21 protein-coding genes are annotated in these 24,252 nt (G+C 65.4%); 11 read left to right on the top strand and 10 right to left on the bottom strand.

Translation table 11 applies throughout. The annotated features are described in order from the left end of the window. Positions 1-57 precede the first annotated feature (57 nt). Entirely contained in the window at positions 58-1,707 is a 1,650-nt protein-coding gene (locus ASE70_RS14015; RefSeq protein ID WP_056506037.1) for a CTP synthase, read from the top strand. A 199-nt stretch (positions 1,708-1,906) separates the two neighbouring features. Here the strand turns inward: ASE70_RS14015 and ASE70_RS14010 are convergent, their stop codons facing one another. Continuing rightward, on the bottom strand, positions 1,907-2,395 hold the full coding sequence (locus ASE70_RS14010) for an Hsp20 family protein (protein ID WP_056401147.1): 489 nt from the start codon (positions 2,393-2,395) through the stop codon (positions 1,907-1,909). A 982-nt stretch (positions 2,396-3,377) separates the two neighbouring features. Between ASE70_RS14010 and ASE70_RS14005 the strand changes: the two genes are divergently transcribed. From ASE70_RS14005 to ASE70_RS13995, 3 genes are read left to right on the top strand one after another with little or no spacing between them, the layout of a single operon-like run. Further along, positions 3,378-4,628, top strand: a complete 1,251-nt coding sequence (locus ASE70_RS14005) for a lipoprotein-releasing ABC transporter permease subunit (RefSeq protein ID WP_056506031.1) — start codon at positions 3,378-3,380, stop codon at positions 4,626-4,628. Continuing rightward, positions 4,621-5,295: an ABC transporter ATP-binding protein gene (locus tag ASE70_RS14000; RefSeq protein WP_056506028.1), complete on the top strand. Its 675-nt coding sequence runs from the start codon at positions 4,621-4,623 to the stop codon at positions 5,293-5,295. The genes ASE70_RS14005 and ASE70_RS14000 overlap by 8 nt, the downstream gene beginning before the upstream one ends. Further along, positions 5,292-5,771 (top strand): glutathione peroxidase, encoded by a 480-nt coding sequence (locus ASE70_RS13995; RefSeq protein WP_056401139.1) that lies wholly within the window; start codon positions 5,292-5,294, stop codon positions 5,769-5,771. Before ASE70_RS14000 ends, ASE70_RS13995 begins: the two co-directional genes overlap by 4 nt. Before the next feature lie 26 nt (positions 5,772-5,797). Here the strand turns inward: ASE70_RS13995 and ASE70_RS20770 are convergent, their stop codons facing one another. Both ASE70_RS20770 and ASE70_RS20765 read right to left on the bottom strand, forming a co-directional pair. Then, on the bottom strand, positions 5,798-6,103 hold the full coding sequence (locus tag ASE70_RS20770) for a DUF308 domain-containing protein (RefSeq protein ID WP_235519957.1): 306 nt from the start codon (positions 6,101-6,103) through the stop codon (positions 5,798-5,800). Continuing rightward, the gene (locus tag ASE70_RS20765) at positions 6,049-6,339 is read right to left on the bottom strand and encodes a DUF308 domain-containing protein (protein ID WP_235519951.1); all 291 of its coding nucleotides are present in this window, start codon (positions 6,337-6,339) and stop codon (positions 6,049-6,051) included. The genes ASE70_RS20770 and ASE70_RS20765 overlap by 55 nt, the downstream gene beginning before the upstream one ends. Before the next feature lie 96 nt (positions 6,340-6,435). Between ASE70_RS20765 and dnaE the strand changes: the two genes are divergently transcribed. Continuing rightward, positions 6,436-10,023: a DNA polymerase III subunit alpha gene (gene dnaE, locus ASE70_RS13985; RefSeq protein WP_056506027.1), complete on the top strand. Its 3,588-nt coding sequence runs from the start codon at positions 6,436-6,438 to the stop codon at positions 10,021-10,023. Positions 10,024-10,070: 47 nt separating this feature from the next. Further along, entirely contained in the window at positions 10,071-11,645 is a 1,575-nt protein-coding gene (locus ASE70_RS13980) for a long-chain fatty acid--CoA ligase (RefSeq protein WP_056506023.1), read from the top strand. Positions 11,646-11,649: 4 nt separating this feature from the next. On the opposite strand, the gene ASE70_RS13975 is transcribed toward ASE70_RS13980, so the two are convergent. Continuing rightward, positions 11,650-11,889, bottom strand: a complete 240-nt coding sequence (locus ASE70_RS13975; RefSeq protein ID WP_056506020.1) for a helix-turn-helix domain-containing protein — start codon at positions 11,887-11,889, stop codon at positions 11,650-11,652. Next, on the bottom strand, positions 11,889-12,590 hold the full coding sequence (locus ASE70_RS13970) for a hypothetical protein (protein WP_235519948.1): 702 nt from the start codon (positions 12,588-12,590) through the stop codon (positions 11,889-11,891). The genes ASE70_RS13975 and ASE70_RS13970 overlap by 1 nt, the downstream gene beginning before the upstream one ends. A gap of 46 nt (positions 12,591-12,636) precedes the next feature. Between ASE70_RS13970 and ASE70_RS13965 the strand changes: the two genes are divergently transcribed. Further along, positions 12,637-13,275 carry an acyloxyacyl hydrolase gene (locus ASE70_RS13965; RefSeq protein WP_156356276.1) on the top strand — a complete coding sequence of 213 codons (639 nt, stop codon included), beginning with the start codon at positions 12,637-12,639 and terminating at the stop codon, positions 13,273-13,275. 1 nt (position 13,276) lies between these two features. On the opposite strand, the gene ASE70_RS13960 is transcribed toward ASE70_RS13965, so the two are convergent. Beyond that, a complete protein-coding gene (locus ASE70_RS13960; protein WP_056506011.1) occupies positions 13,277-14,494 on the bottom strand; it encodes a TetR/AcrR family transcriptional regulator in 1,218 nt (405 codons plus the stop codon). A gap of 132 nt (positions 14,495-14,626) precedes the next feature. Here ASE70_RS13960 and ASE70_RS13955 point away from each other — a divergent pair, with 132 nt between their 5' ends. Genes ASE70_RS13955 through ASE70_RS13940 form a run of 4 tightly spaced genes read left to right on the top strand, consistent with a single transcriptional unit; the run spans position 14,627 to position 18,811 of the window. After that, entirely contained in the window at positions 14,627-15,871 is a 1,245-nt protein-coding gene (locus tag ASE70_RS13955; RefSeq protein ID WP_056506801.1) for an acyl-CoA dehydrogenase family protein, read from the top strand. Continuing rightward, on the top strand, positions 15,861-16,880 hold the full coding sequence (locus ASE70_RS13950; RefSeq protein WP_056506008.1) for a phosphotransferase family protein: 1,020 nt from the start codon (positions 15,861-15,863) through the stop codon (positions 16,878-16,880). The genes ASE70_RS13955 and ASE70_RS13950 overlap by 11 nt, the downstream gene beginning before the upstream one ends. Beyond that, positions 16,877-17,671, top strand: a complete 795-nt coding sequence (locus ASE70_RS13945) for an SDR family NAD(P)-dependent oxidoreductase (RefSeq protein WP_056506006.1) — start codon at positions 16,877-16,879, stop codon at positions 17,669-17,671. The genes ASE70_RS13950 and ASE70_RS13945 overlap by 4 nt, the downstream gene beginning before the upstream one ends. Positions 17,672-17,731: 60 nt before the next feature. After that, a complete protein-coding gene (locus tag ASE70_RS13940; protein ID WP_056506002.1) occupies positions 17,732-18,811 on the top strand; it encodes a catalase family protein in 1,080 nt (359 codons plus the stop codon). Positions 18,812-18,873: 62 nt separating this feature from the next. Here the strand turns inward: ASE70_RS13940 and ASE70_RS13935 are convergent, their stop codons facing one another. The 4 genes from ASE70_RS13935 to ASE70_RS13920 are packed head-to-tail and all read right to left on the bottom strand — an operon-like array spanning position 18,874 to position 24,091. Beyond that, positions 18,874-19,746: an acyl-CoA thioesterase gene (locus tag ASE70_RS13935; RefSeq protein WP_200909545.1), complete on the bottom strand. Its 873-nt coding sequence runs from the start codon at positions 19,744-19,746 to the stop codon at positions 18,874-18,876. Then, positions 19,746-20,873, bottom strand: coding sequence for an acyl-CoA dehydrogenase family protein (locus tag ASE70_RS13930; protein WP_056505998.1), 1,128 nt, complete (start codon positions 20,871-20,873; stop codon positions 19,746-19,748). Before ASE70_RS13930 ends, ASE70_RS13935 begins: the two co-directional genes overlap by 1 nt. An 18-nt stretch (positions 20,874-20,891) precedes the next feature. Beyond that, positions 20,892-22,070 (bottom strand): acyl-CoA dehydrogenase family protein, encoded by a 1,179-nt coding sequence (locus ASE70_RS13925; protein WP_056505991.1) that lies wholly within the window; start codon positions 22,068-22,070, stop codon positions 20,892-20,894. Then, positions 22,067-24,091, bottom strand: a complete 2,025-nt coding sequence (locus ASE70_RS13920; protein ID WP_156356274.1) for a 3-hydroxyacyl-CoA dehydrogenase NAD-binding domain-containing protein — start codon at positions 24,089-24,091, stop codon at positions 22,067-22,069. Before ASE70_RS13920 ends, ASE70_RS13925 begins: the two co-directional genes overlap by 4 nt. Between the last annotated feature and the right edge of the window lie 161 nt (positions 24,092-24,252).

Genomic DNA, 24,252 nt, shown 5'->3' with positions numbered 1-24,252 from the left:
CGTGGGAGCAATCCCGCGCTTGGCGGCGATGGCGTTCGACGCTAGGCGATATCTCCCATGGCGCGGTATATCTTCATCACCGGCGGCGTGGTCTCGTCGCTCGGCAAGGGCCTCATGGCGGCCTCTCTCGCAGCACTCTTGCAGGCGCGGGGCTACAAGGTCCGCATCCGCAAGTTCGATCCCTATCTGAACGTCGATCCGGGTACGATGTCGCCCTATCAGCATGGCGAGGTCTATGTGACCGACGACGGGGCGGAAACCGACCTCGACCTCGGTCACTATGAACGCTTTACCGGCGTGGCCGCGCACCAGTCGGACAACGTCACCTCGGGCCGCATCTACCAGACGATCATCCAGCGCGAACGGCGCGGCGATTATCTGGGCGCGACGGTGCAGGTCGTCCCCCACGTCACCGACGCGATCAAGGCGTTCGCGCAGGCCGATACCGTCGACGACGACGGTCAGGACCTCGACTTCGTGTTGTGCGAGATCGGCGGGACGGTCGGCGATATCGAATCGCTGCCGTTCATCGAGGCGATTCGCCAGCTCAAGAACGAGCTGGGTCGGGGCCGCTCGATCAGCATCCACGTCACGCTGGTGCCCTATATCGCGGCGGCGGGCGAGCTGAAGACCAAGCCGACGCAGCATTCGGTGCGCGAGCTGGCGGCGCTGGGCGTACAGCCCGACGTGCTGGTCTGCCGCTGCGAGAAACCGCTGCCGGCCAGCGAACGCGCCAAGATCGCACTGTTCTGCAACGTGCCCGCCGGCGCGGTCATTCCCGCGCTCGACGCGTCGAGCATCTATGCGGTGCCCGAGCAATATCATGCCGAGGGGCTCGACGCCGAAGTGCTGCGCGCCTTCGGGATCGAACCCGGCGACGCGCCCGACCTGTCGCGCTGGAGCGACATCATGGACCGCCTGCAGAATCCCGAAGGCGAAGTGACGATCGGCGTGGTCGGCAAATATGTCGGGCTGCAGGATGCGTACAAGTCGCTGAACGAGGCGCTGGTGCATGGCGGCATCGCCAACCGGGTGAAGGTCAACATCCGCTGGATCGACGCCGAATTATTCGAGGGCGATCATGACATGGTCGCCGCCGAGCTGGAGCCGTGTCATGCAATCCTCGTTCCCGGTGCGTTCGGCGAGCGCGGTGCCGAGGGCAAGATCGCCAGCGTCCGCTTCGCACGCGAGCGCAAGGTGCCGTACTTCGGGATATGCTTCGGGATGCAGATGGCCTGTATCGAGGGCGTTCGCACCACCGGTAAGATTCCGGACGCGTCGTCGACCGAATTTGGCCCGACCGATCAGCCGGTCGTCGGCATGATTACCGAATGGATGAGCCCCGAGGGCATCCAGAAGCGCGAATCGGACGGCGATCTGGGCGGCACGATGCGGCTGGGTGCCTATGAAGCGACGCTGACGGGCAATTCGGTCGTCGCGTCGATCTATGGCGGGACGTCGATCAGCGAGCGGCATCGCCATCGCTATGAAGTCAACACCGGCTATCGCGAGATGCTGGAATCTGGCGGGCTGGTGTTCTCCGGCATGTCGCCCGACGGGATGCTGCCCGAAATCGTCGAGCGGCCCGACCATCCATGGTTCGTCGGCGTGCAGTTCCACCCGGAGCTGAAGTCCAAGCCGTTCGATCCGCACCCGCTGTTCGCGAGCTTTGTCGCCGCGGCGGTGAAGCAGTCGCGGCTGGTTTAATTCCATTCGTCCTTCCCGCGAAGGCGGAAATCCATATACGCTGACGTTTGGACGTCGATCGCAAGCGTTGCGTTTATGGATTCCCACCTGCGCGAGAAGGACGACACGGGCAGGGGCGTCTCACAAACGCGAACGGGCGCCCGAACCCATCCGGTTCGGACGCCCGCCTACAGCGCGTTATCAAACAATGCCCCGCAGGTCAGGCAGCGTGTGCCGGTTCGTCGCTCCCGGCCGCGTCATTCGCGATGACCGGCTGTTCGGTCGTGCTGCCGATCGCGATGCGGCGCGGCTTCATCGCGTCGGGGATTTCGCGACGCAGGTCGATGGTCAGCAAGCCATCGGCAAGGTCGGCGTTTTCGACGACGATGAAATCGGCCAGTTCGAACCGGCGTTCGAAGCTGCGGTTGGCGATGCCCAGATGCAGGACCGCGCTCTTCTGTGCGTCGGTCTGCTCGGCCTTGCGACCCGACACCACAAGCAGGTTCTGCTGGGCGGTGATGTCCACCTCTTCGCGCTTGAAACCGGCGATCGCCAGCGTGATGCGGTAACGGTCTTCGGCCAGACGTTCGAGATTGAAGGGCGGATAGTTTTCACCCGTCGTCGCCCGCGCATTGTTTTCGAGCATGTCGAACAAACGGTCGAAGCCGATGGTCGAGCGGCGATACGGGGTGAAGTCGAAGCTACGCATGTCAAATCCTCCATCAGAAGCGAATTGAACCGAGCGGCATCCACGAAGCGATGCCGGTTCGCGAACGGCCCGACAGGCACCGCTCGTGAACCGATATGGTTCGTTGCTTGGGTGCTTCAAGAGGGTTTTCGGGACGATTTTGTTGGACGGTCACGGGGGTAAGGTTCTGGCGTGCGGGTATCCGCGCCTGTGTCGGCGAACCGCTGTCCTACAGCGCTTGCCCATGGCATCATCGCGGTCTGGCGGTCCGCCGCCCCGCTATTTGACAACGTCCGCACGCCGATCGACGTAACGCGCGTAACGCGCGTAACAGGGACCTTTGCGAAACTCCTTTGACCGTACCCCGGCGAAGGCCGGGGCCCAGTTGGGGGACGTTCGCAACGTACGAAAAAACTTTCCAACTGGACCCCGGCCTTTGCCGGGGTACCGCTCGGTTTGGTTTAGTGCGCGACTTTCACAGAGGTCTCGGTAACCCGCGTAACCCGCCAAAACGTGGCAAGTGTGACTTTCGTGACCTTTGGCGCGCGGCTGCCCACGAATTTGTCAGTTCTATGAGACATAACAACAGCTTACAGGAAAAGCGTTCGCCGAGAAGGGAAGCGCGACAGGGTCCGGCAACCAGCGCCCAACCGCGAATCCAAAGCCCTGAAACGGCAAACGGCCGGGCTGTTGCCAGCCCGGCCGCCTGCGTGACGATCGCTCGTCAGCCCCCTTGGTTGCCACCGCTTCTACGCCCCTTCCCCCCTTCCAGGGCGGAGCCGGTTGGCCTCCCCGAACCGTGGCCTTGCTTGCCTGCGCTTCGTAGGATCTTCGATACGGAACCGGACCGAGTCTGTCACCGGCTTTGCGGCAGCTTTGCTACGGTTTTCGTAACCATGTGTCGATTTAGCAACAGCATGGATTGAAGTCGGACCAGCGCCTACCTACAGCCCCTGCAACGCCCCGTTCGAGGGGGCTCCGTTCGAGGACACCGACCGCCCCTATGCTGCTATCGCGTTACGAGCGGATGATCGCCCGCCGCTATCTGTTGCCCGGACGGGGCGAGGCGTTCATCGCGCTGGTCGCATCGATCAGCCTGGTCGCAGTGATGCTTGGCGTCGCCGCGCTGGTCATTGTCATGAGCGTGATGAACGGGTTCCGTGCCGAATTGTTCGACAAGATCGTCGGGCTGAACGGCCATGCGCTGATTCAGGGATATAACAACCAGCTGCCAGACTGGCGACGGATCGCGGCGGAGGCGCGGCGGACGCCGGGCGTGACCAGCGCGATGCCGTTGATCGAACAGCCGCTGTTCGCGACCTATAATGGCCGGTCCGAATTCATCCTGATGCGCGGCATGCGGATCGAGGATATTCGCGACAACCCGACGATCCGCGACAATGTGAAGCAGGGCGCGCTGAACGCCGTCACGCCGGGCAGCGGCAATGTCGTGATAGGCAGCCGGTTGGCGATGGCGCTGGGCGTGACCGTCGGCAGCGAGATCACGGTCATCAGTCCGCAGGGGCCGACGACGCCGTTCGGGACTATGATCCGGCAGGTGCCGTACCGGATCGCCGCGATCGTCGAGGTCGGCGTGTACGATTACGACAAGGCGTTCGTCATCATGCCGATCGAGGATGCACAGCAATTGCTGCTGACCGGCGATTCGGTCGGGTCGATCGAACTGGAGACGTCCGACCCCGACGATGTCGACCGCATCCTGGCACCCTTACGCCAAAAATTCGTGGCGAGCGCGCAGATCACCGACTGGCGACAGCTGAATTCCGAACTGTTCCAGGCGCTGTCGGTCGACCGGATCGTCACCTTCACCGTGCTGTCGATCATCATCCTGATCGCGGTGTTCAACATCCTGTCGTCGCTGATCATGCTGGTCCGCGCCAAGACGCGCGACATCGCGATTCTGCGGACGATGGGCGCGACGCGCGGCGGACTGCTGCGCATCTTCATGACGGTCGGCACGACGATCGGCGCGCTGGGCGTCGGCGCGGGGCTGATCCTCGGTTTCGTTTTCCTGACGTTCCGGCAACGGGTGGTCGAGGCGGTCGGTGCGGTGACCGGGGTCGACATCTGGGACCCGACGATGCGCTATCTGACCGAATTGCCGTCGAAGGTCGATCCGGTCGAGGTGGTGACGATCGCGCTGGTCGCGCTGCTCTTCTCGTTCCTCGCCACGCTGTATCCGGCGTTCAAGGCGGCCAATACCGATCCCGTGCAGGTGCTGCGCTATGACTGAGCCCGTTCTCCAGACCCGCGGACTGAAGCGGAGTTTCACGCAAGGGGCAGTGACGATCGACGTGCTGCGCGGGGTCGACCTGACCATCGCGCCGGGCGAGATCGTCGCGCTGCTGGGACCGTCAGGGTCGGGCAAGTCGACGCTGTTGCAGGCGGTCGGACTGCTCGAAGGCGGGTTCGAGGGCGAGATACTCGTCTGCGGCGAACAGGTCGCGAAGGCCGGTGCCAACCGGCGCACCGTCGTGCGACGCGACCGGATGGGCTTCATCTATCAGTTTCACCACTTGCTGCCCGACTTCAACGCGCTGGAGAATGTCGTCCTGCCGCAACTGGTCCGTGGCGGTACGCGTGCCGAGGCGGATGCGCGGGCGAGCGAATTGCTGACCGCGCTCGGGCTGGGCCAACGGCTCGATCACCGTCCGAGCCAGTTGTCGGGCGGCGAGCAGCAACGGGTGGCGGTTGCGCGCGCGCTGGCCAACCGCCCGGCGCTGGTGCTGGCCGATGAGCCGACCGGCAATCTGGACGAGGCGACGGCGGACGTCGTCTTCGCCGAATTTATCCGGCTGGTGCAGGGGCAGGGGTCGGCGGCGCTGGTCGCGACGCATAACGAACGGCTGGCCAACCGAATGGATCGGGTGGTGCGGTTGCACGACGGGGTGCTGCGATGAGCGACCTGTACGACCTGTCGGTGCGGACCGCCGATGGTGCCGAAACGACGCTCGCCGACTATCGCGGCAAGGTGCTGGTGATCGTCAACGTCGCATCGAAATGCGGGTTCACGCCGCAATATGCCGGGTTGGAGGCGCTGCACCGCAAGTTCGGCGGGCACGGCTTCGCGGTACTGGGCTTCCCGTGCAACCAGTTCGGCGGGCAGGAGCCGGGCGATGCGGCGGAGATCGCGCAATTCTGTTCGCTGACCTATGACGTCAGCTTCCCGGTGTTCGGCAAGGTCGATGTAAACGGAGCCGACGCCGCCCCTCTATTCCGCGCGTTGAAACAGGCTGCTCCCGGCGTGCTGGGTAGCGAAGCGGTGAAGTGGAACTTCACCAAATTCCTCGTCGGGCGCGACGGCCGGGTCACCCGGTTCGCGCCGACGACCAAGCCGGAGGATCTAGAAGGTGCGGTGCTTTCGGCATTGGCGTAACGCTATCCGCCGAGCAGGGGTTCGTCTTACGCCGCCTGCTCGCGCCGGTCGTGCAGCGCCCCCATGATCGCGACGATGCCGCCGAACAGGAAGCTGGCCCCGAGAATATAGCCCGGCAGGGTCAGCGCCGACCAAGGCACCGTCGAGTAGAGCAGGATCGCCAGCACGATGTTGAGCACGCCCAGCAGCAGCATCGGAACCCGTAGGCGCTTGAAGCGGAAGCCGACGAACAGCTCCATGACACCGCGCACGCCGAGCCAGAGGATGATCATCAGCGTCAGCGACAATGCCCCGCCGACCGGCACCAGCACCATATAACCGCCCGCGACCACCGACAGCAGCCCGAACAGCAGCGCATAGCCGCGGCCGCCGCGTCCGCGAGGGCGGCGATGAGCGAGGCGACGCCGCCGGCAAGGAACAGGAAGCCGACGATCATCGTCGCCGCCAGCGTCGCGGGGAACGGCGCGGCGAAGGCGAGGATGCCGACCAGTACCGACACGATGCCATAGGCGAGCGACCAGCCCCAGCCGGGGGCGGTGATACGGGGTTCGCGGGCGTGATCGATCATGCGGTCCTCCTGTTGCCGCGCCGAACGGACGCGGTTCGTCATGGTTCCGTGTCCGCCGCACTGGTCGAATCAGCCGGCGATGGTTAGGTGCATCGGATGACGCATTCCGGGTTCGTGCCGCTTCGTATCTTTTCGTCCTACACCATGCTGGAGGGCGCAATCGAACCAAAGGCGATTGCCAAGGTCGCGCGCAAGCTGGGCTTTCCCGCCGCCGGCCTGTCCGATCGCAACGGACTCTATGCCGCAATGGCGTTTTCAGACGCGTGCAAAGATCAGGGCGTTCAACCGGTCGTCGGCACCTTGCTGGCGGTCGCGCGTCCGGGCGTGCCGGAGCTGCAGGAGCCGGAAATCGACTGGCTGCCGCTCTATGCGCAGGACGCGCGCGGCTATGACAATCTGTGCGCGCTGGTGTCGATGGCGCATCTCGACCGGCCGGTCGAAATTCCCGCGCATGTTCCGATCGATGCGCTGATCGGGCGCAGCGACGGGCTGGTCGCGCTGACCGGGGCGGGTGACGGGGCGCTGGCGCGGCTGTTCGCGGCCGGGCGCGACGACGAAGCGATGGCCTATGCCGACCGGTTGCAGGCACTGTTCGGCGACCGGCTGTATGTCGAGATCGCGCGGCGCGACGATGCGGTCGAGGCAAAGGCCGAGGCACAGTTGCTCGATCTCGCCTACGCCCGCGACCTGCCACTAGTCGCGACCAATCCGTGCTGCTTCGCCGACGCCGATTTCCACGACGCGCACGACGCCATGCTGTGCATCGCCTCGTCCAGCTATGTCGCGAGCGAGGATCGGCAGCGGTCGTCGCCGCAGGCATGGCTGAAGCCCGCAGCGGTCATGCAGGAAATGTTCGCCGACCTGCCCGAGGCGCTGGCGAATACGCTGGTCGTCGCGCAGCGTTGCGCGGTAGCGGCCCCCAAGCGCAAGCCGATCCTGCCCAGCCTTGCCGGCGACCGCGAGGGCGAGGCGCTGAAGCTGCGCGTCGATTCGCGCGCCGGGCTGGTCGATCGGTTGCGCAAGATCGTCGCGCTGGAAGCGGGCATGGTCCAGGCCGAAGTCGCGGTCGACGCGCCCGCGCCGTGGGAAGATGCCCCGACGCCGGCGGCGACGGGCACCATCCCCGAACTGTCCGAGGCCGAGCTGCAAGCGAAGTTTCCGGACTATTTCGAGCGGCTGGACTTCGAACTCGACGTCATCTGTCAGATGGGGTTTCCGGGCTATTTCCTGATCGTCGCCGATTTCATCAAATGGGCAAAGGATCACGACATTCCGGTCGGGCCGGGGCGTGGTTCGGGCGCGGGTTCGGCGGTGGCGTGGGCGCTCACCATCACCGACCTCGACCCGATCAAGCTGGGGTTGCTGTTCGAACGCTTCCTGAACCCCGAACGCGTGTCGATGCCCGACTTCGACATCGATTTCTGCGAAACGCGGCGCGGCGAGGTCATCCGCTACGTCCAGCAGAAATATGGCCGCGATCAGGTGGCGCAGATCATCACCTTCGGTAAGCTGAAGGCGCGCGCGGTGCTGAAAGACACCGGCCGCGTGTTGCAGATGAGCTATGGGCAGGTCGATCGCCTCGCCAAGCTGGTGCCGAACCACCCGACCGACCCGTGGACGCTCGACCGGGCGATCAACGGCGTATCGGAACTGCACCAGCAGTATACCGGTGAGAAGGACGTCCGGCGGCTGCTCGACCTCGCCATGAAGCTGGAGGGGTTGCCGCGGCACAGCTCGACCCACGCGGCGGGCGTGGTGATCGGCGATCGGCCGCTCAGCGAACTGGTCCCGCTGTACCGCGATCCACGATCCGACATGCCGGTCACGCAATTCGATATGAAATATGTCGAGGGCGCGGGGTTGGTAAAGTTCGACTTTCTCGGCCTCAAAACCCTGTCGGTGCTGAAATTCGCGGTGGAATTGCTGGCGCGACGGGGCATCGTTGTCGATCTCGACAGCCTGTTGTGGGACGACGTCGCCACCTATGACCTGCTGAAGCGCGGCGACACGGTCGGCGTGTTCCAGCTCGAATCGGAAGGGATGCGGCGGACGCTGACCGCGGTGCGCCCGAGTAATTTCGGCGACATCATCGCGCTGGTGTCGCTGTACCGGCCGGGACCGATGGACAACATCCCGTCGTTCGGCGCGCGCAAGGCCGGGCGCGAGGAGCTGATCTATCCCCACGACTTGCTCGAACCGATCCTGAAGGAGACCTACGGGATCTTCGTCTATCAGGAACAGGTGATGCAGGCCGCGCAGATCCTCGCGGGCTATTCGCTCGGCGGCGCGGACATGCTGCGGCGCGCGATGGGCAAGAAGGTGAAGGCGGAGATGGACGCGCAGCGTTCGATCTTCGTGAAGGGCTGTGCCGAGATGAACGGCATCCCGGCGGCCAAGGCCAACGAGCTGTTCGACCTGATCGACAAGTTCGCCGGCTATGGGTTCAACAAGAGCCACGCGGCGGCCTATGCGCTGCTCGCCTATCAGACGGCGTGGCTGAAGGCGCATCATCCGCACGAATTCTATGCGGCGTCGATGGCGTTCGATTATGCGCAGACCGATAAGCTGGCGATCTTCGTCGACGATATGAAGCGGTTGCGCATCGAATGCCTGCCGCCCTGCATCAACGCCAGCGACGCGACCTTCGGCGTCGAGGAAACCGATGGCGGCCTCGCGGTGCGCTATGCGCTGTCGGCGCTGAAGGGCGTCGGCGAGCGGGCGATGGAGCTGATGGTCGAGGAGCGAGCAGCGAAGGGGCCGTACAAGTCGCTCGACGATTTTGCGACGCGGGTCGATCCCAAGCTGCTGAACAAGCGGCAGATCGAGACGCTGGCGGCGGCCGGGGCGTTCGACTGCATCGCGCTCGACCGCGCCGGGGTCCATGCGTTGGCCGACACGCTGATGGCGACGGCGCAACGGACCGAGGCGAACCGGTCGAGCGGGCAGGGCGGCCTGTTCGGCGAGGCGAGCGGTGCGACCGAGGCGGCGATCCGGATGCCCGACGTCCACTGGTCGCTGACGCAGGCGATCGCGGCGGAAAAGGACGCGTTCGGCTTTTACTTCTCGGCGCATCCGCTCGATCGCTACGCTCATCTCGCCAGTGCGCATGGCGCGCGGAAAATCGCCGATCTGGCCGATACGCCGGTGCCGGAAGGCGGCCGGGTCGGCGCGACGGTGGCGGCACTGGTCGAGGATGCGCGCTGGCGGACCTCGGCACGCGGCAAGCGGTACATGATGGCGACGCTGTCCGACGCGACGGGGCAGGTGCCGGTGACCTGTTTCGACGAGGGCCCGGCAAACGATCTGGAAGCCGCCGGCAAGGTCGGCGGATGCGGCCTGTTCACGCTCGAACTCGATCGTCGCGCGGGGGATGAAAGCGCGCGGGCGACGGTCAAGTCGCTCAAACCATTCGACCTGATCGCCCGCGACGTGCGGCTGCGGCTGGACCTGACCATCGACGATGCCGCCGCCTATCCGGCGCTGGCGGGACTGATCATGGGCGAGCGCGGCGGCCGTGGCGAGATATGGGTATCGATCCCTGCTGTCGACGGAATCGAAGCTCGGGTATGTCTGGGCCGCGATTTCCAGATCGATGGTGAGCTTGCCGAACGGGTCGGCAGGCTGCAAGGTGTCGCCAGCGCGGCGTTCGATACAGTGAAGCCATCGATCGCCGCCGTCGGATAGGGGCGGTACGGCCCCGTTCGCGAAGGAGAGTGCGCGTGCTGGGCGGAATGCAGGATTTCGAACTTCGAGTACCCCGGTTGCTCGACCATGCCGAGCGCGAGCATGGCGGCCGCGAGATCGTCACTCGCTGGGCGAACGGCACCGAGACGCGGACGAACTGGGCGGGCATCGCGCACGATGCACGGCGGTTGGCGCAGGCGCTGGAGCGGCTGGGCATTCGGCCCGGCGACCGCGTGGCGACGATGGCGATGAACCACGCCCATCACCTGATCGCGTGGTATGGCGTGATCGGCATGGGCGGGATCATCCATACCATCAACCCGAGGCTATTCGACGACCAACTGGCCTATATCGCCGACCATGCCGGCGATCGCGTGCTGCTCTACGACGCGGCGTTTGCGCCGATCATCGAGCGGATGAAGCCGCGCTTGTCCGGTATCGATCATTTCATCGTGATGGACGGCGACGGGCCGGACTCCTTCGCCGCGCTGATCGCGCCCGAGACCGGCGACTATGGATGGGTCGAGGGCGACGAGCGCGACCATTGCATGATCTGCTATACCAGCGGCACGACCGGTGATCCGAAGGGCGTGATCTATTCGCACCGCTCGAACGTGCTCCACGCCATCGCCGAGTTGCAGCCCGATGAATTCGATCTGTCGCAGCGGGCGGTGTGCCTGCCGGTGGTGCCGATGTTCCACGCGGTCGGCTGGGGACTGCCCTTCGCCGCGGCGGCGGTTGGGGCGAAGGTCGTGTTTTCCGCCGTCAACGAACCCGCGGTGCTGTGCGACCTGATGAACCGCGAACGGGTGACGCATTCGGCGGGTGTGCCGACCGTCTGGTTCGCGATGTTCCATTATATGGACGCGACCGGCGCTGCGCCCGAGCATCTGCAGGTCGTGACGATCGGCGGATCAGCGGCCCCGCGCGCGATGATCGAACGAATCATGCGGATGGGCGTGCGGGTCAACCATGCGTGGGGCATGACCGAAACCTCGCCGATCGGCACGATGGGCGCGGCCGGCGCGGACTGGGACGACCTCAGCTTCGACCAGCGCGTCGATCAGGTGTGCCGACAGGGCAAGGTGCCGTTCGGCGTCGAACTGCGCACGGTCGATGAAGCGGGCGCGGTGCTGCCGCGCGATGGCGAGACGTCGGGGCAGTTGCAGGTGCGTGGCCCATGGGTGCTCAAACGCTATTTCCGCGATGAAAGTGGCGATGCGCTGACCCCCGATGGCTGGTTCGACACTGGCGACGTGGCGATGCTGCACCCCGACGGCACGATGCAGATCACCGACCGCGCGAAGGACGTCATCAAATCGGGCGGCGAATGGATCAGTTCGGTCGATCTGGAAAATGCCGCAGTCGGTTGCCCCGGCGTGGCGGAGGCGGCGGCGATCGGCGTGCCGCACCCGCGCTGGGACGAACGACCGGTGCTGTTGGTGGTCAAGCGGCCGGGCGCGAAGGTGACGGCCGAAGCGGTACTGGCGCATCTGGCGACGAAGGTTGCCAAATGGTGGCTACCCGACCGCGTGATCTTCGTCGACGCGCTGCCGCACAGTGCGACGGGGAAGTTGAGGAAGACGGCGTTGCGCGAGCAATATCGGGGGGTGTTGGCGTAGGCGCTTATTCCCGCAGCTTGTCGGGGCGCAGATCGTCGTCGGATAACTCGTAGCCGAGGATGTCGCCCGGTTCGCATTCGAGATAGCGGCAGATCGCGGCAAGCGTGGCGAACCGCATCCCCTTCACCTTGCCCGATTTCAGGAGCGAGAGGTTGGATTCAGTGATGCCGATCGCTTCGGCCAGCTGTTTCGAGCGAACCTTGCGTCGTGCGAGCATCACGTCGAGATGGACGATCACTGGCATCAGACGAACTCGGCAAGGTCGCGCTGCGCCCGCAGCGTCGCCTCCAGCGCCCAGATGGTGGCATAGGCTGCCAGTGCCAATAGCAACCCGGTGGCGATGCTCGCGAGATAGATCGACGGTGTAACCATCGGCCAGGCGGGCGTGCCGGGGGACAGCAATATCGTCAGCAGCGTTTCGTACAACGGTTGCGCCAGCGACCACAGGATCGCCGCCGCCGATGCCCGGCGCAGCCAGCGCAGCGCCTGTAGCAGCGCGTCCTGAACCGGGCCGCCGAGCCGCCGCAGCGCCAGCCCTACGCTGAACATCATCATTCCAAACGGCACCGAATCAACAGCATCCACCAACGCCAGGCCAATCCGTATGTCGGGTCGCGCGGCATAGGATTCGAAGCGCCGCTGCGTGGTAGCGGTGGCCGCGACTTGCAGCCGTGTCTCCTCGTCCAGCAAGAGACTGGGCTGTGCTTTCCACACGCAGCCCTTGCCGCCACCGCAATAGGGATTGGCACCTGGGGTCAGGCCGGCTGTCACGATGACGAAAGGCATGACCATTGCCGCCAACAGAAAAACGACACCGAAAACGCGGCATAGCTTTGCCTGACGCAGTGGCAATAACATTACGTCCGACATACAATTCTTTCTGTTTGACGAAAAGATATTGCCATCATACATGGTTTTGAGGGCGTAACGAACGCCGTTCTGCAACAGGTGGCCTATGAACCGGTTAAATCGGTACGTGTTTAGCGCGGCGATGTCGCTTGTCTCGACAACGGCTTCGGCACAGGACCGACCGGCGCCGCCGCCGCAACGCGATGCGCCCGAGCTTGCGGTCGGCGTGTTCCGCCATGGAGCGAACTTCCATCCGCTCGGCGGCAAGCTGATCTTCGACCTTCCCGAACTGCCTGATGGGCAAATTTATGAGGGGTTCGAGGAGAATGGCACCGTCGACGTGCAGTTGACCTATCGCAGTGCGCCGCTGCGCATCCTGCTCAAGCCGCGCCTGACCGCAAAGGCGCAGATCAGCACGGCAGGGCGAACGAGCTTTTTCAGCGGCGGTGCCGAATGGCGACAGCATGTCCTGAAGCGCCGGCTATATGGCCAGGTCGGGATCGGGCTGACGCTGATCGACGGCTATGACGTTACCCCCGATCCATTCGCTCCCGGATTGTCAGCCGGTGAGGCGCAACGTCGATACGATATTTACAGGCGGCGGACGTCGTTCGGGTCGCAGATATTGTTCAATCCCAATGCGTCGATCGGTGTTCGCCTCGATCGCCGCTGGGCGGTTGAAGCGGTGTGGGAGCATTTCAGCCACCGCCAATTCTTCTCGGAACGCAATCCGGGTATCGACCATCTCGGCATCCGGCTGGTACGGGCGTTGGGGCGGTAGGTTACACCACCGGATCGTCAAACAACCCGGTCATCACCGTCGACGCATAAAAACCCACCGCCCGTTCGCGCGGCATCGTCGCTGCCCAATTACGCATGTCGAACGCGGCGTTCTGCAATGCCATCAGCGCCTGCGCCGCGATCAGCGGGTCGACCGCGCGCAGCGAGCCTTCGGCGATGCCGTCGCTGATCGTGCCGGCGAAGCGGCGGGCAATGCGGTTGGAGCGGTCGACCATCGCCTGTCGTACGGTCAGCGGGAGTCCGGATAGGGCGGTGGTGCGCAACAACGGCCCCTGGTCCGTGAACTGTGCGTCGACCAGCAGCGCAAGCGTGCTCGACAAGCGCTGCCAATGGCTGCCGCCGGCGTGATCGGCGGCACGTTGGGCCGCGCTGATCGTGTCGAAGCTGCGGCGATAGCAGGCGATGACCAGATCATCCTTGGCATCGAGATGGTGGTAGAACGACCCCTTGGTCACGTTAAGCTCCGACGCGATCCGCTGGACCGATGCACCGCGATAGCCGAGTTCGTTGATGAGCCGGGTGGCCGCGCGCAAAAAGGCGTCGCGCGCCGGTTCGGCATCGGCCTGTTCGGGGGCGAGCGGTCGCGGTGCCCAACGCTGGCCGGGGCCTGCCATGCCGTGCAGGAACACGTCCATCAATCGCGCCTCGACCCGGTCATATTGATCGGGTTCGTAGCGATCGAGCCAGACGGTCAGCCAGAAACAGTTTTCGAGCAGGACATGGGCGCGGGCGCTGAAGATATCCTTGGCGGTGCGGTCGGCCGGGTCGCCCCACAGGGTCCGCGTCTTGCGAAACACGTCGCGCCAGCCGGACAGAAGGCGTGCCTTGAACGGGTCCTCCATCGCGCGCAGGTCCGACAGCATCGCAACGGGGCGTTCCTCGCCCGCCTCGATCCGGCGCTGCCGGTTGAAGTGGACGCTCAAAAACTTCGCGACGCGGGCCCGCGGGGTGGGTTCGCGGAGCGCTTCGTCGAGCGTCGCCTGTAGCCAGTCGAGCGTATGGTCGAAGGCGGCGGCGGCGAGGTCTTCCTTGCGCTTGAAATAATAGGTGACGCTGGTGGTGTTGAGCCCGACGCGCCGGGCGACGTCGGCAAAGGTCATGCCCTTCGCACTGGCTTCGTTGATCGCCTCCGCCGCCGCCGCAAGGATGGCGTCGCGTTTGGCGCGGTAGCGTTTGGTGGCCCCGTTCGTCGTCGTCATGGACGCGACCCTAGCAGAACGGGTGTGGAGCCCAAGCCTATTTTTCGCTGTGGTACGCGACGTCATCGGCGCTTTACCGAATATGCGGTATGGCCTAGATCGATCAAAGCAGGTTGCAGCGGGAGACGGATGTTGGACTTTTCGCTAAGCGAGCGCGAAACCCGTTGGCGCGACCGTGTGACCGTGTTTCTGGCCGAGCATGTCGCCCCTGCCGACCATGACTATCACACGGAAGTGGCGAGCGGCGATCGCTGGGCACCGGTGGCGATGCTGGAACCGCTGAAGGAACGGGCGCGGGCGGCGGGGCTGTGGAACCTCTTCATGCCGCCGCATTCGGGCGCGCCGATGGTCGATGAGGGTTTCGCGTTCGAGGGTACGCAATTGTCCAACCTCGAATATGCGCTGTGTGCCGAGGCGATGGGGCGGTGGCACTGGGCGAGCGAAGTGTTCAACTGTTCGGCTCCCGACACCGGCAATATGGAGGTGCTGCATCGCTACGGCACGCGCGAGCAGAAGGAGGCATGGCTGCGACCGTTGATGGAGGGCACGATCCGGTCGGCGTTCCTGATGACCGAACCGGCAGTGGCGTCGTCGGATGCGACCAATATCGAAACGCGGATCGTCCGTGATGGCGACGACTATGTGATCGACGGGCGCAAATGGTGGTCGTCGGGCACGGGCGATCCGCGTTGCAAGGTCGCGATCGTGATGGGCAAGACCGACCCGGACGCGCCGCGCCACCAGCAGCAGAGCATGATCCTGGTGCCGATGGATGCCCCCGGCGTGCGGATCGAGCGGATGCTGCCGGTCTATGGCTATGACCATGCCCCGCATGGGCATGGCGAGGTGGTGCTGGACCAGGTGCGGGTACCGGCGAGCAACCTGTTGCTGGGCGAGGGACGCGGGTTCGAGATCGCGCAGGGCCGGCTTGGGCCGGGGCGTATCCATCACTGCATGCGCACCATTGGCGTTGCGGAGATGGCGCTGGAGGCGATGGCGAAGCGGCTGCAATCGCGCGTCGCGTTCGGCAAGAGGATCGCCGATCATTCGATCTGGGAACAGCGGGTCGCGCGGGCGCGGATCGATATCGAGATGACGCGGCTGCTGTGCCTGAAGGCCGCCGACATGATGGATCGCGCCGGGAACAAGGCGGCACAGGGCGAGATCGCGATGATCAAGGTGCAGGCGCCGACCATGGCGCTGGCGATCCTCGACGATGCGATCCAGGCGCATGGTGGCGGCGGCGTGTCGGAGGACTTTCCGCTGGCGGCGGCATGGGCCGGGGTGCGGACGCTGCGCTTTGCCGACGGGCCGGACGAGGTCCACAACCGCGCGATCGCCCGCGCCGAGTTCGCGAGGGTGTCCGGTGGGCGGTGACGTCGACCTCGATCTCGACCGGTTGACGCCGTGGCTGGCGGCGACGGTCGGGGACGGGCCGGTCGCGGTGACGCGCTATCCGGGCGGGCAAAGCAATCCGACCTATCGCGTCGACCTGCCCGCCGGGTCCTATGTGCTGCGGCGCAAGCCGTTCGGGGTGTTGTTGCCCAGCGCCCATGCGGTCGAGCGTGAATATCGGTTGATTGCGGCGCTGCATCCGGCCGGCTATCCGGTGCCGCGGCCATTGGCGCTGTGCGAGGATGCAGGCGTGATCGGCGCGCCCTTCTATCTGATGGAGCGGGTCGCGGGGCGGACGATCTGGAACGGCGCGATGCCCGACCTGTCGCCCGACGAACGCCGCGCGCAGTACGAGGCGATGGTCGATGCGCTGGCCGCGCTGCACGCGATCGATCCGGCGGCGGTCGGCCTTGGCAATTACGGCAAGCCGGGCAATTATTTCGAGCGGCAGGTGGCGCGCTGGACCCGGCAATATCGCGCGAGCCAGACCGACGATCTGGCGGATGTCGAGCGGCTGATCGACTGGCTGCCGCGCACGGTGCCGGCGCAGGAACGGGTGGCGATCGTCCATGGCGACTACCGGATCGACAATCTGATCTTTGCCGAAGACGGCGCGCGCGTCGCGGCGGTGCTCGACTGGGAACTCTCGACGCTGGGCGATCCGCTGGCCGATTTCACCTATCTGCTGATGAACTGGATGACGCCGCCCGATGGCCGGTCGGGTATCGCGGGATTGAGCGGCGGCGACAGCGGCATTCCGACGATGGAGGAGGTCGTGGCGCGCTATTGCGCGGCGACCGGGCGGGACGGGGTGCCGGGGCTCGACTGGTATTTCGCCTATAACCTCTTTCGCCTGACCGGGATCGTGCAGGGGATCAAGCAGCGGGTGCGCGACGGCAATGCGTCGAGCGCGCAGGCGGCGCGCATGGCCGAACGGGTACCCGAACTGGCGGCGGCGGCATGGCGGTTTGCGCAACAGGCGGGGGCATGATGCGGTTTGCGGGCAAGTCGGTGCTGGTCACCGGGGCCGGATCGGGGATCGGACGGGCCTGTGCGCTGGCCTTTGCCCGCGAAGGTGCGGGGGTGGTCTGTGGCGACCGGACCGATGCCGGAACGACGGCGTTGATCGAAGCGGCGGGCGGTCGGGTGGTGGCCTGTACGATGGACGCAGGCGCGGACGAGGACGTCGCCGGTGCGGTCGCGTTGGCGGTCGAACGCTTCGGCGGGATCGATATCGTCCATGCCAATGCCGGCATTTCGGGCGGGCTGGCCAGTCTGTTCGAACAATCCGCCGACGATTGGGCGGAAATATTGCGGGTCAACCTGATCGGGCCGTTCCTCGCGATCCGACACGCGGCACCGGTGATGGCGGCAGCGGGCGGCGGGGCGATCGTGTGTACCGCCAGCGTCGCCGGGCTGCGATCGGGCGCGGGTGGCGCGGCCTATTCGGCGTCGAAGGCGGGCGTCATCAATCTGGTCCAGACCGCCGCGCAGCAATTGTCGGGATCGGGCGTGCGGGTGAACGCGGTATGTCCGGGCCTGATCGAGACGGGCATGACGGCAATGGTCTATGACCATGCCCGCCAGTCGGGAAAGGAAGGGCGGATCGGTCGGCTGAACCCGCTGCGGCGCGGCGGCGAGGCCGAGGAGGTCGCCAACGTCGTCCTGTTCCTCGCGTCGCCCGAGGCCAGCTATGTCAACGGACAGGCATGGGCGGTCGATGGCGGACTGTCGTCGAGCCACCCGTTCACGCGGCAGGACTATGGGCGTACCGCCGTGTAAGTCCCCGGAACGAATAGCCTCGCCCGCGCTTGTCGATGCGAAGACGAGGAGTTCCTGCACATGACCGACCTGCTGAAACCGCCGGTGCGCTACACCGCCGCACTCGAAGAACGCCAATCGGACGAAGCGGAGACGGTCGCCGACATGGAGCAGGCGTTCGACACGATCCTGACGACAACCTCGGCGGATTACGGCAAAGCGGTGCGCGCGGTCCATGCCAAGTCGCATGGCATCCTGAAGGCCGAACTGAGCGTGCATGACGATCTGCCGCCCGAACTGGCCCAGGGGCTCTTCGCGAAGCCCGGCGTCTATCCGGTGTGGATGCGGTTTTCGACTAATCCCGGTGATATCCTCGACGACGCCATCGGCTTACCGCGCGGGCTGGCGTGGAAGGTGATGGAGGTCGAGGGCGAACGTCTGGCCGGAGCCGGCGGGCGGACGCAGGATTTCGTGATGGTCAACGCGCCCGCCTTTGCCGCGCCGACACCCGCGAAGTTCGCCAGCAACCTGAAGCTGCTCGCCAAGACCACCGACAAGGCGGAATGGGCGAAGAAGGCGCTGTCCTATGTCTTGCGCGGGGCCGAGGCGGCGTTGGAGGCAGTCGGGACCGAGAGCACGTTGTTGAAGACGATGGGCGGATCGAAGAACGTCCATCCGCTGGGTGAGACCTATTACTCCGCCACGCCGTTCCGCCACGGTTCCTATGTCGCCAAATATCAGGTGGTGCCGGTGTCGCCCGATCTGACCGCGCTGACCGACGTCGTGGTCGATACCAGCGGGCGTCCGAATGCGATCCGCGAAGAGTTGCAGGCGTCGGCAGCAAAGGTGCGCGGCCAATGGGAAGTGCGGGTGCAGTTGCTGCGCGATCCCGAAACGCAGCCGATCGAGGATGCGGCGACGCCATGGCCGGAGGATGTCAGCCCGTATCTGACCGTCGCGACGTTGCGCTGCGAGCCGCAGGATAGCTGGTCGGCGTACAAGGTTTCCGAGGTCGATGAGGGGCTACGGTTCAGCGTATGGACCGGGCTGGCCGCACACCAACCGCTGGGTGGGGTGAACCGGGTGCGCAAGCCGGTCTATGACCATTCGGCGCAGTATCGCGAGCGGTTCAACGGGTGTCCGTTGCACGAGCCGGGGTGAGGGTTTCGGGGCCAACGATACCCCCGCCTTCGCACGGGAATGCCGGGGAAGGTGGACGACGCCTATCCCCGCACCCGAACCAGCCCTTCCTGCGCCACGCTCGCCACCAGTCGCCCGTCGCGGGCAAAGATGCGGCCACGGTTGAAGCCGCGGGCATGGCCCGCCCATGGGCTGTCGGTGGCGTATAGTAGCCAGTCGTCGGCACGGAACGGTTCGTGCAGCCATAGGGCGTGGTCGAGGCTGGCGGTCTGGACCCGATCCATCATCCAGTGAATGCCGTGCGGCAACATACAGGTGCCGAGCAGCATCATGTCGCTGGCATAGGCAAGGATCGCGCGGTGAAGCGTTGCGTCGTCGCCGAGCGGCGCGACCGCACGGAACCAGCCATGCTGGATCGGTGCGCGCGGCGTTGCGTCGGTCAGGTGATCGGCCTCGACCGGGCGGATCTCGATCGGGCGGGCGCGCAGGAACAGGCGGTGGAACTTGTCGGGGATATGGTCCTGCATCGCCAGCCGCAGTTCGCGATCGGAGCGTAACGCCTCGGGCGGGGGAACGTCGGGCATCGCGTCCTGATGCGTCATGCCGTCCTCGGGCAGTTGGAATGACGCCGCCATGTTCAGGATCGCCTGTCCGCGCTGCATCGCGATCACGCGGGCATTGGCGAAGCTGCGTCCGGCGAAGTCGCGGACGACACGGTAGAGGATTGGATGCTCCTCATCGCCCGGCCGCAGGAAATAGGCATGGAGCGAATGCGCGATCTTCGTCCCGCCGATCGAGCGTTGCGCCGCTTGCAAGGCCTGCCCGATCACCTGTCCACCGAACACCCGGCCGACGCCGCCCGGATTGCGGCTCCCACGATACAGGTCGGTATCGATCTCTTCGATATCGAGCAGCGCGACCAGTCCCGCGACCAGATCGGCGGGCGTCGGCTCCATCAATATCCTCCGATCCGGGCGATGCGGTCGCTGTGATAGCCGATATCGCCGAACATCTCGCTCAGGACGCGGGCGCGCTTCATGAAGAAGCCGATATCGGCATCGTCTGTCATGCCGATGCCGCCATGCATCTGCACCGCTTCCTGCACCGCCAGCGTCGACGCCATGCCGGCCATCGCCTTTGCGACCGAAACGGCGGTGTCGGCGTCCGCCGCCCCTTCGTCGAGGAGTTGCTGCGCCTTCAGCACGGCGGCGCGGGCGATCTCCAGTTCGGAATAGAGGTGCGCGGCGCGGTGTTGCAGCGCCTGAAAACTGCCGATGGTCTGGCCGAACTGTTTGCGCTGGCGGAGGTAATCGAGCGTGCGTGTCGCCGCACCTTCGCCGACGCCGAGCGATTCCGCCGCCGCCCCGGTGCGCGCGGCGGTGAGCAGGCGGTCGAGTGCGCTGCGACCATCATCGACGCTGCCGATTACCGCGTCGCCATCGACCTCGACATGGTCGAAGGTCAGCCGGGCCACGATGCTGCTGTCGGTCAGGCGGCGTGGATCGGCGGACAGGCCGGGAGTATCGGCGGGGAGGGCGAACAGCGTCAGTCCGTCTGCATCGCGATCACCGCCGGCGGTGCGGGCGATGACGAGGATCACGTCGGCGACATGGCCGTGGGCGACGAACTGCTTGGTGCCCGACAAACGAAAGCCATTGCCCGATCGCTCGGCGTGCATCGCGACGGCATCGCCGTGCTTCGCGCGTTCGTCGATCGCCAGCGCGGCAACGGTTTCGCCCGCGGCGATGCGCGGCAGCCAGCGTTCGCCGGCGGTCGTCCCCGACAACGCGGCAACGGCGGCGACCGACGTGGTGAGGAAGGGTGAGGGCGACAGGTTGCGACCGATCTCTTCGAGCACGATCCCGGCCTCGACATGGCCGAGGCCGAGGCCGCCCGCGCTTTCGGGCACCATCATGCCGGTAAAGCCCATCTCGGCAAACTTTGCCCACAGCCCGCGATCGAAGCCGGTCGGGTCGTCGGCGTCGCGCAGCGCCCGCAACTGCGCGACCGGTGCGGCTTCACCCAGAAACTCGCGCGCGGTGTCGGCCAACATCGTCTGATCGTCGTTCAGAAACAGGGGCATGGATGGTGTTCCTGACAGTTATTGCAGCGGCAGGTCGAGGATGCGGCGCGCGATGATGTTGAGCTGGATTTCGGACGTGCCGCCCTCGATCGAGTTCGCCTTGGTCCGCAGCCATGCGCGCGCCGCCGCACCATGATCGCTGTCGGCGCTTTCCCATTCGAGCGCGTCCGATCCGCCCGATGCCATCAGCAGTTCGTGGCGGGTCTTGTTCAACTCGGTCCCGACATATTTCATCATGCTCGGCTGCGCGGGATGCGCGCGACCGGCCTTCAGTTCGTCGCGAAAGCGTTCCGACATCGCGGTAAAGGCGCGAGCGCGGACGTCGAAGGTCGCGATGGCGGATCGCAGCATCGGGTCGGCCAAACGGCCGGCATCGTCGGTGCCGATTGTCTCGATCGCCTTCGCAATCAATGGGCCGTTGCCGGCGCCGCCCATCCCCGAAATCATCTCCCGCTCATGGCCGAGCAGATATTTGGCCACGTCCCAGCCCTTGTTCAGGTCGCCGACCAGATTGGCCTTCGGCACGCGGACATCGTCGAAAAAGGTTTCGCAGAAGGGCGAGTTGCCCGAAATCAGCTTGATCGGACGGGTGGTGATGCCGGGCGATGCCATGTCGAACAGCAGGAAACTGATCCCGCCCTGCTTGGTCGAACGGTCGGTGCGGACGAGGCAGAAGATCCAGTCGGCCTTGTCGGCATAGCTGGTCCACACCTTCTGCCCGTTGACGATGAAGTCGTCGCCGTCGGCAACTGCGCTGGTTTGCAGCCCGGCGAGGTCGGAACCGGCACCGGGTTCGCTATAGCCCTGACACCAACGGATTCCCCCACACGCGATCTTCGGCAGATGCGCCCGCTTCTGTTCCTCAGTCCCGTATTTCAGCAGCGCGGGGCCAAGCATCGAAATACCGAACGAATAGAGCGGATTGCGTGCGCCTATTGCCGCCATTTCTTCGCGCAATATCTTCGCTTTCGCCGGCGACAGGCCACCGCCGCCATAGGCGGTCGGCCAGTCGGGCACCGTCCAGCCGCGCGCTGCCATCCGGTCCAGCCACAGCTTCTGATCGGGATTGGCATAGGTCGGATTGCGACCGCCCCATGTCACGTCCTTGTCGGAACGGACCGGTTCACGCATCGATGGCGGGCAATTCGCCTCCAGCCATGCGCGGGTATCAGCCCGGAACGCGGCGAGGTCGGTCACTTGTTGAACCGCCCGCCGGTCTCCGCCTTTTCGCGCAGCAGCGGCGCGACGTCGAAGCCGTGCTTTTCGAGGCCCGCGACGATCTTCTTCGCGCCTTCGATATCGGCCCAGAACATCGGCCCGCCGCGATAGGGCGGCCAGCCATAGCCATAGATCCAGACGACATCGATATCGGAGGCGCGCTGCGCCTTGCCTTCCGACATGATCTTCGCACCTTCGTTGACGATCGGATAGAGGGTCCGCTCAACGATCTCCTGATCGGTGATCTCGCGTTGCGGGGTGTTGGTCTTGGTACGGAAATCGTCGATGATCTCGGCGACGCGGGCACTGTTCGATGCCTGCCGCTTGTCGTCGTAGTCGTAGAAGCCCGCGCCCTTTTTCTGACCCCAGCGACCCTCGGCGGCGAGCGCATCGCGGATATTCTCGATCCGGCTGGGATCGCGGTGCCAACCGATATCGACGCCCGCCAGGTCGGCCATTTGGAACGGACCCATTGGCATGCCGAATTCGACATGGACGCGGTCGACCTGTTCGGGGGTTGCGCCCTCCATCAGCAGCTTCATCGCCTCGACCTGACGCGGTTCGAGCATGCGGTTGCCGATGAAGCCGTGGCAGACGCCGGCGACCACCGCGACCTTGCGAATCTTTTTCGACAGCGCCATCGCGGTCGCCAGCACATCGTCGGCGGTCGCGTCACCGCGCACGATTTCCAGCAGCTTCATGATGTTGGCGGGCGAGAAAAAGTGCAGGCCGAGCACGTCCTGCGGCCGCTTGGTCGCAGCGGCGATGACGTTGACGTCGAGATAGCTGGTGTTCGACGCGAGGATCGCGCCGGGTTTACAAATGGCGTCGAGCTTGCCGAAAATGTCCTGCTTGACCGACATTTCCTCATACACCGCCTCGATCACCAGATCGACTTCGGCAAGGTCGTCCATCGACAGCGTGGGGGTCAGCAGGCCCATTGCCTGCTCGACCTGTTCGGGCTTCATCCGGCCCTTGGCGGCGGTCGCCTCGTAATTCTTGCGGATGATGCCGACGCCGCGGTCGAGCGCGTCCTGCTGCATCTCGACGATGGTTACGGGCACGCCCGCCGACAGGAAGTTCATGGCAATGCCGCCGCCCATCGTCCCCGCGCCGATCACGCCGACGCGCTGGATCGGGCGCAGCGCGATGTCGTCGGCGATGCCGTCGATCTTCGATGCCTTGCGCTCGGCGAAGAAGATGTGCCGCTGTGCGGCTGACTGGACGGAGAACATCAGCTTCATGAATTGCTGCCGCTCGAACTCGATCCCCTCGGCAAAGGGGGTTTCGCTGGCCTTGACCACGCAGGCGATGTTGGCGGCGGGGGCTTCGTAGCCGCGGAAGCGGCGGGCGTTCGCCTTTTCGAAAGCGGCGACGGCTTGCGGGTCGGGCGAGGCCGACTTTTTGGATGTGCGGGGCAGGGGGCGGAGGTCGGCGACCTCGCGGGCGAAGGCGATGGCTTCCTCCAGCAGATTGCCTTCGGTGGCGAGGCGGTCGATGATGCCGGCGTCTTTCGCCTTGCTGGCCGGGATCGGATCGCCCTTCGCCACCAGTTCGAGGGCGACCGCGACGCCGGCGAGGCGGGGCAGGCGCTGCGTGCCGCCCGCGCCGGGGAGCAGGCCGAGCTTCACCTCGGGCGTGCCGAGCTTCGCGCTGGGGACGGCGATGCGGTAATGGCTGCCGATCGCGACCTCGCAGCCGCCACCGAGCGCCGTGCCGTGGATCGCGGCGACGACCGGCTTGTCCGACGCTTCGATCATGTCGACCAGCTGCGGTAGCAGCGGTTCGACCGGCGGCTTGGTGAATTCGGTGATGTCGGCCCCGGCGAAGAAGGTCTTTCCGGCGCAGGCGATGACGATCGCGCGGATCGAGTCGTCGGCCGCCGCTTCTTCGATCGCCGCCTTCAGCCCCAGCCGAACCGAGGCCGACAACGCGTTGACCGGCGGGTTGTCGGACATCGCCACCAGGATGTCGCCATGACGTTCGGTGTGTACGGACATGTTCGGCCCTTCTCCAGCTTCTGCCATACCGGTATTTCTAAACCGGCGAGCGTTCGGCGCATTCTATTGCCTTTGCCGGAACAGTAATCAATAACAACCTGTATGAAAGCGACCGATCGGGCAAACCCGATATTCTAGGGTCGGCGAACGGGAGCGGTGTC

The sequence above is a fragment of the Sphingomonas sp. Leaf22 genome (assembly GCF_001421715.1).
Lineage (GTDB): Bacteria > Pseudomonadota > Alphaproteobacteria > Sphingomonadales > Sphingomonadaceae > Sphingomonas.
The sequence above is the reverse complement of the archived record's forward strand: the minus strand, read 5'-3'. Positions and strand labels throughout refer to the sequence as shown.

Excerpts from the sequence above, each read along its gene's own strand:
- ASE70_RS14015 (WP_056506037.1), top strand. The coding sequence starts at position 58 with ATGGCGCGGTATATCTTCATCACCGGCGGCGTGGTCTCGTCGCTCGGC.
- ASE70_RS14010 (WP_056401147.1), bottom strand. The coding sequence starts at position 2,395 with ATGCGTAGCTTCGACTTCACCCCGTATCGCCGCTCGACCATCGGCTTC.
- ASE70_RS14005 (WP_056506031.1), top strand. The coding sequence starts at position 3,378 with ATGCTGCTATCGCGTTACGAGCGGATGATCGCCCGCCGCTATCTGTTG.
- ASE70_RS14000 (WP_056506028.1), top strand. The coding sequence starts at position 4,621 with ATGACTGAGCCCGTTCTCCAGACCCGCGGACTGAAGCGGAGTTTCACG.
- ASE70_RS13995 (WP_056401139.1), top strand. The coding sequence starts at position 5,292 with ATGAGCGACCTGTACGACCTGTCGGTGCGGACCGCCGATGGTGCCGAA.
- ASE70_RS20765 (WP_235519951.1), bottom strand. The coding sequence starts at position 6,339 with ATGATCGATCACGCCCGCGAACCCCGTATCACCGCCCCCGGCTGGGGC.
- dnaE (WP_056506027.1), top strand. The coding sequence starts at position 6,436 with ATGACGCATTCCGGGTTCGTGCCGCTTCGTATCTTTTCGTCCTACACC.
- ASE70_RS13980 (WP_056506023.1), top strand. The coding sequence starts at position 10,071 with ATGCAGGATTTCGAACTTCGAGTACCCCGGTTGCTCGACCATGCCGAG.
- ASE70_RS13975 (WP_056506020.1), bottom strand. The coding sequence starts at position 11,889 with ATGCCAGTGATCGTCCATCTCGACGTGATGCTCGCACGACGCAAGGTT.
- ASE70_RS13965 (WP_156356276.1), top strand. The coding sequence starts at position 12,637 with ATGTCGCTTGTCTCGACAACGGCTTCGGCACAGGACCGACCGGCGCCG.
- ASE70_RS13960 (WP_056506011.1), bottom strand. The coding sequence starts at position 14,494 with ATGACGACGACGAACGGGGCCACCAAACGCTACCGCGCCAAACGCGAC.
- ASE70_RS13945 (WP_056506006.1), top strand. The coding sequence starts at position 16,877 with ATGATGCGGTTTGCGGGCAAGTCGGTGCTGGTCACCGGGGCCGGATCG.
- ASE70_RS13940 (WP_056506002.1), top strand. The coding sequence starts at position 17,732 with ATGACCGACCTGCTGAAACCGCCGGTGCGCTACACCGCCGCACTCGAA.
- ASE70_RS13935 (WP_200909545.1), bottom strand. The coding sequence starts at position 19,746 with ATGGAGCCGACGCCCGCCGATCTGGTCGCGGGACTGGTCGCGCTGCTC.
- ASE70_RS13930 (WP_056505998.1), bottom strand. The coding sequence starts at position 20,873 with ATGCCCCTGTTTCTGAACGACGATCAGACGATGTTGGCCGACACCGCG.
- ASE70_RS13920 (WP_156356274.1), bottom strand. The coding sequence starts at position 24,091 with ATGTCCGTACACACCGAACGTCATGGCGACATCCTGGTGGCGATGTCC.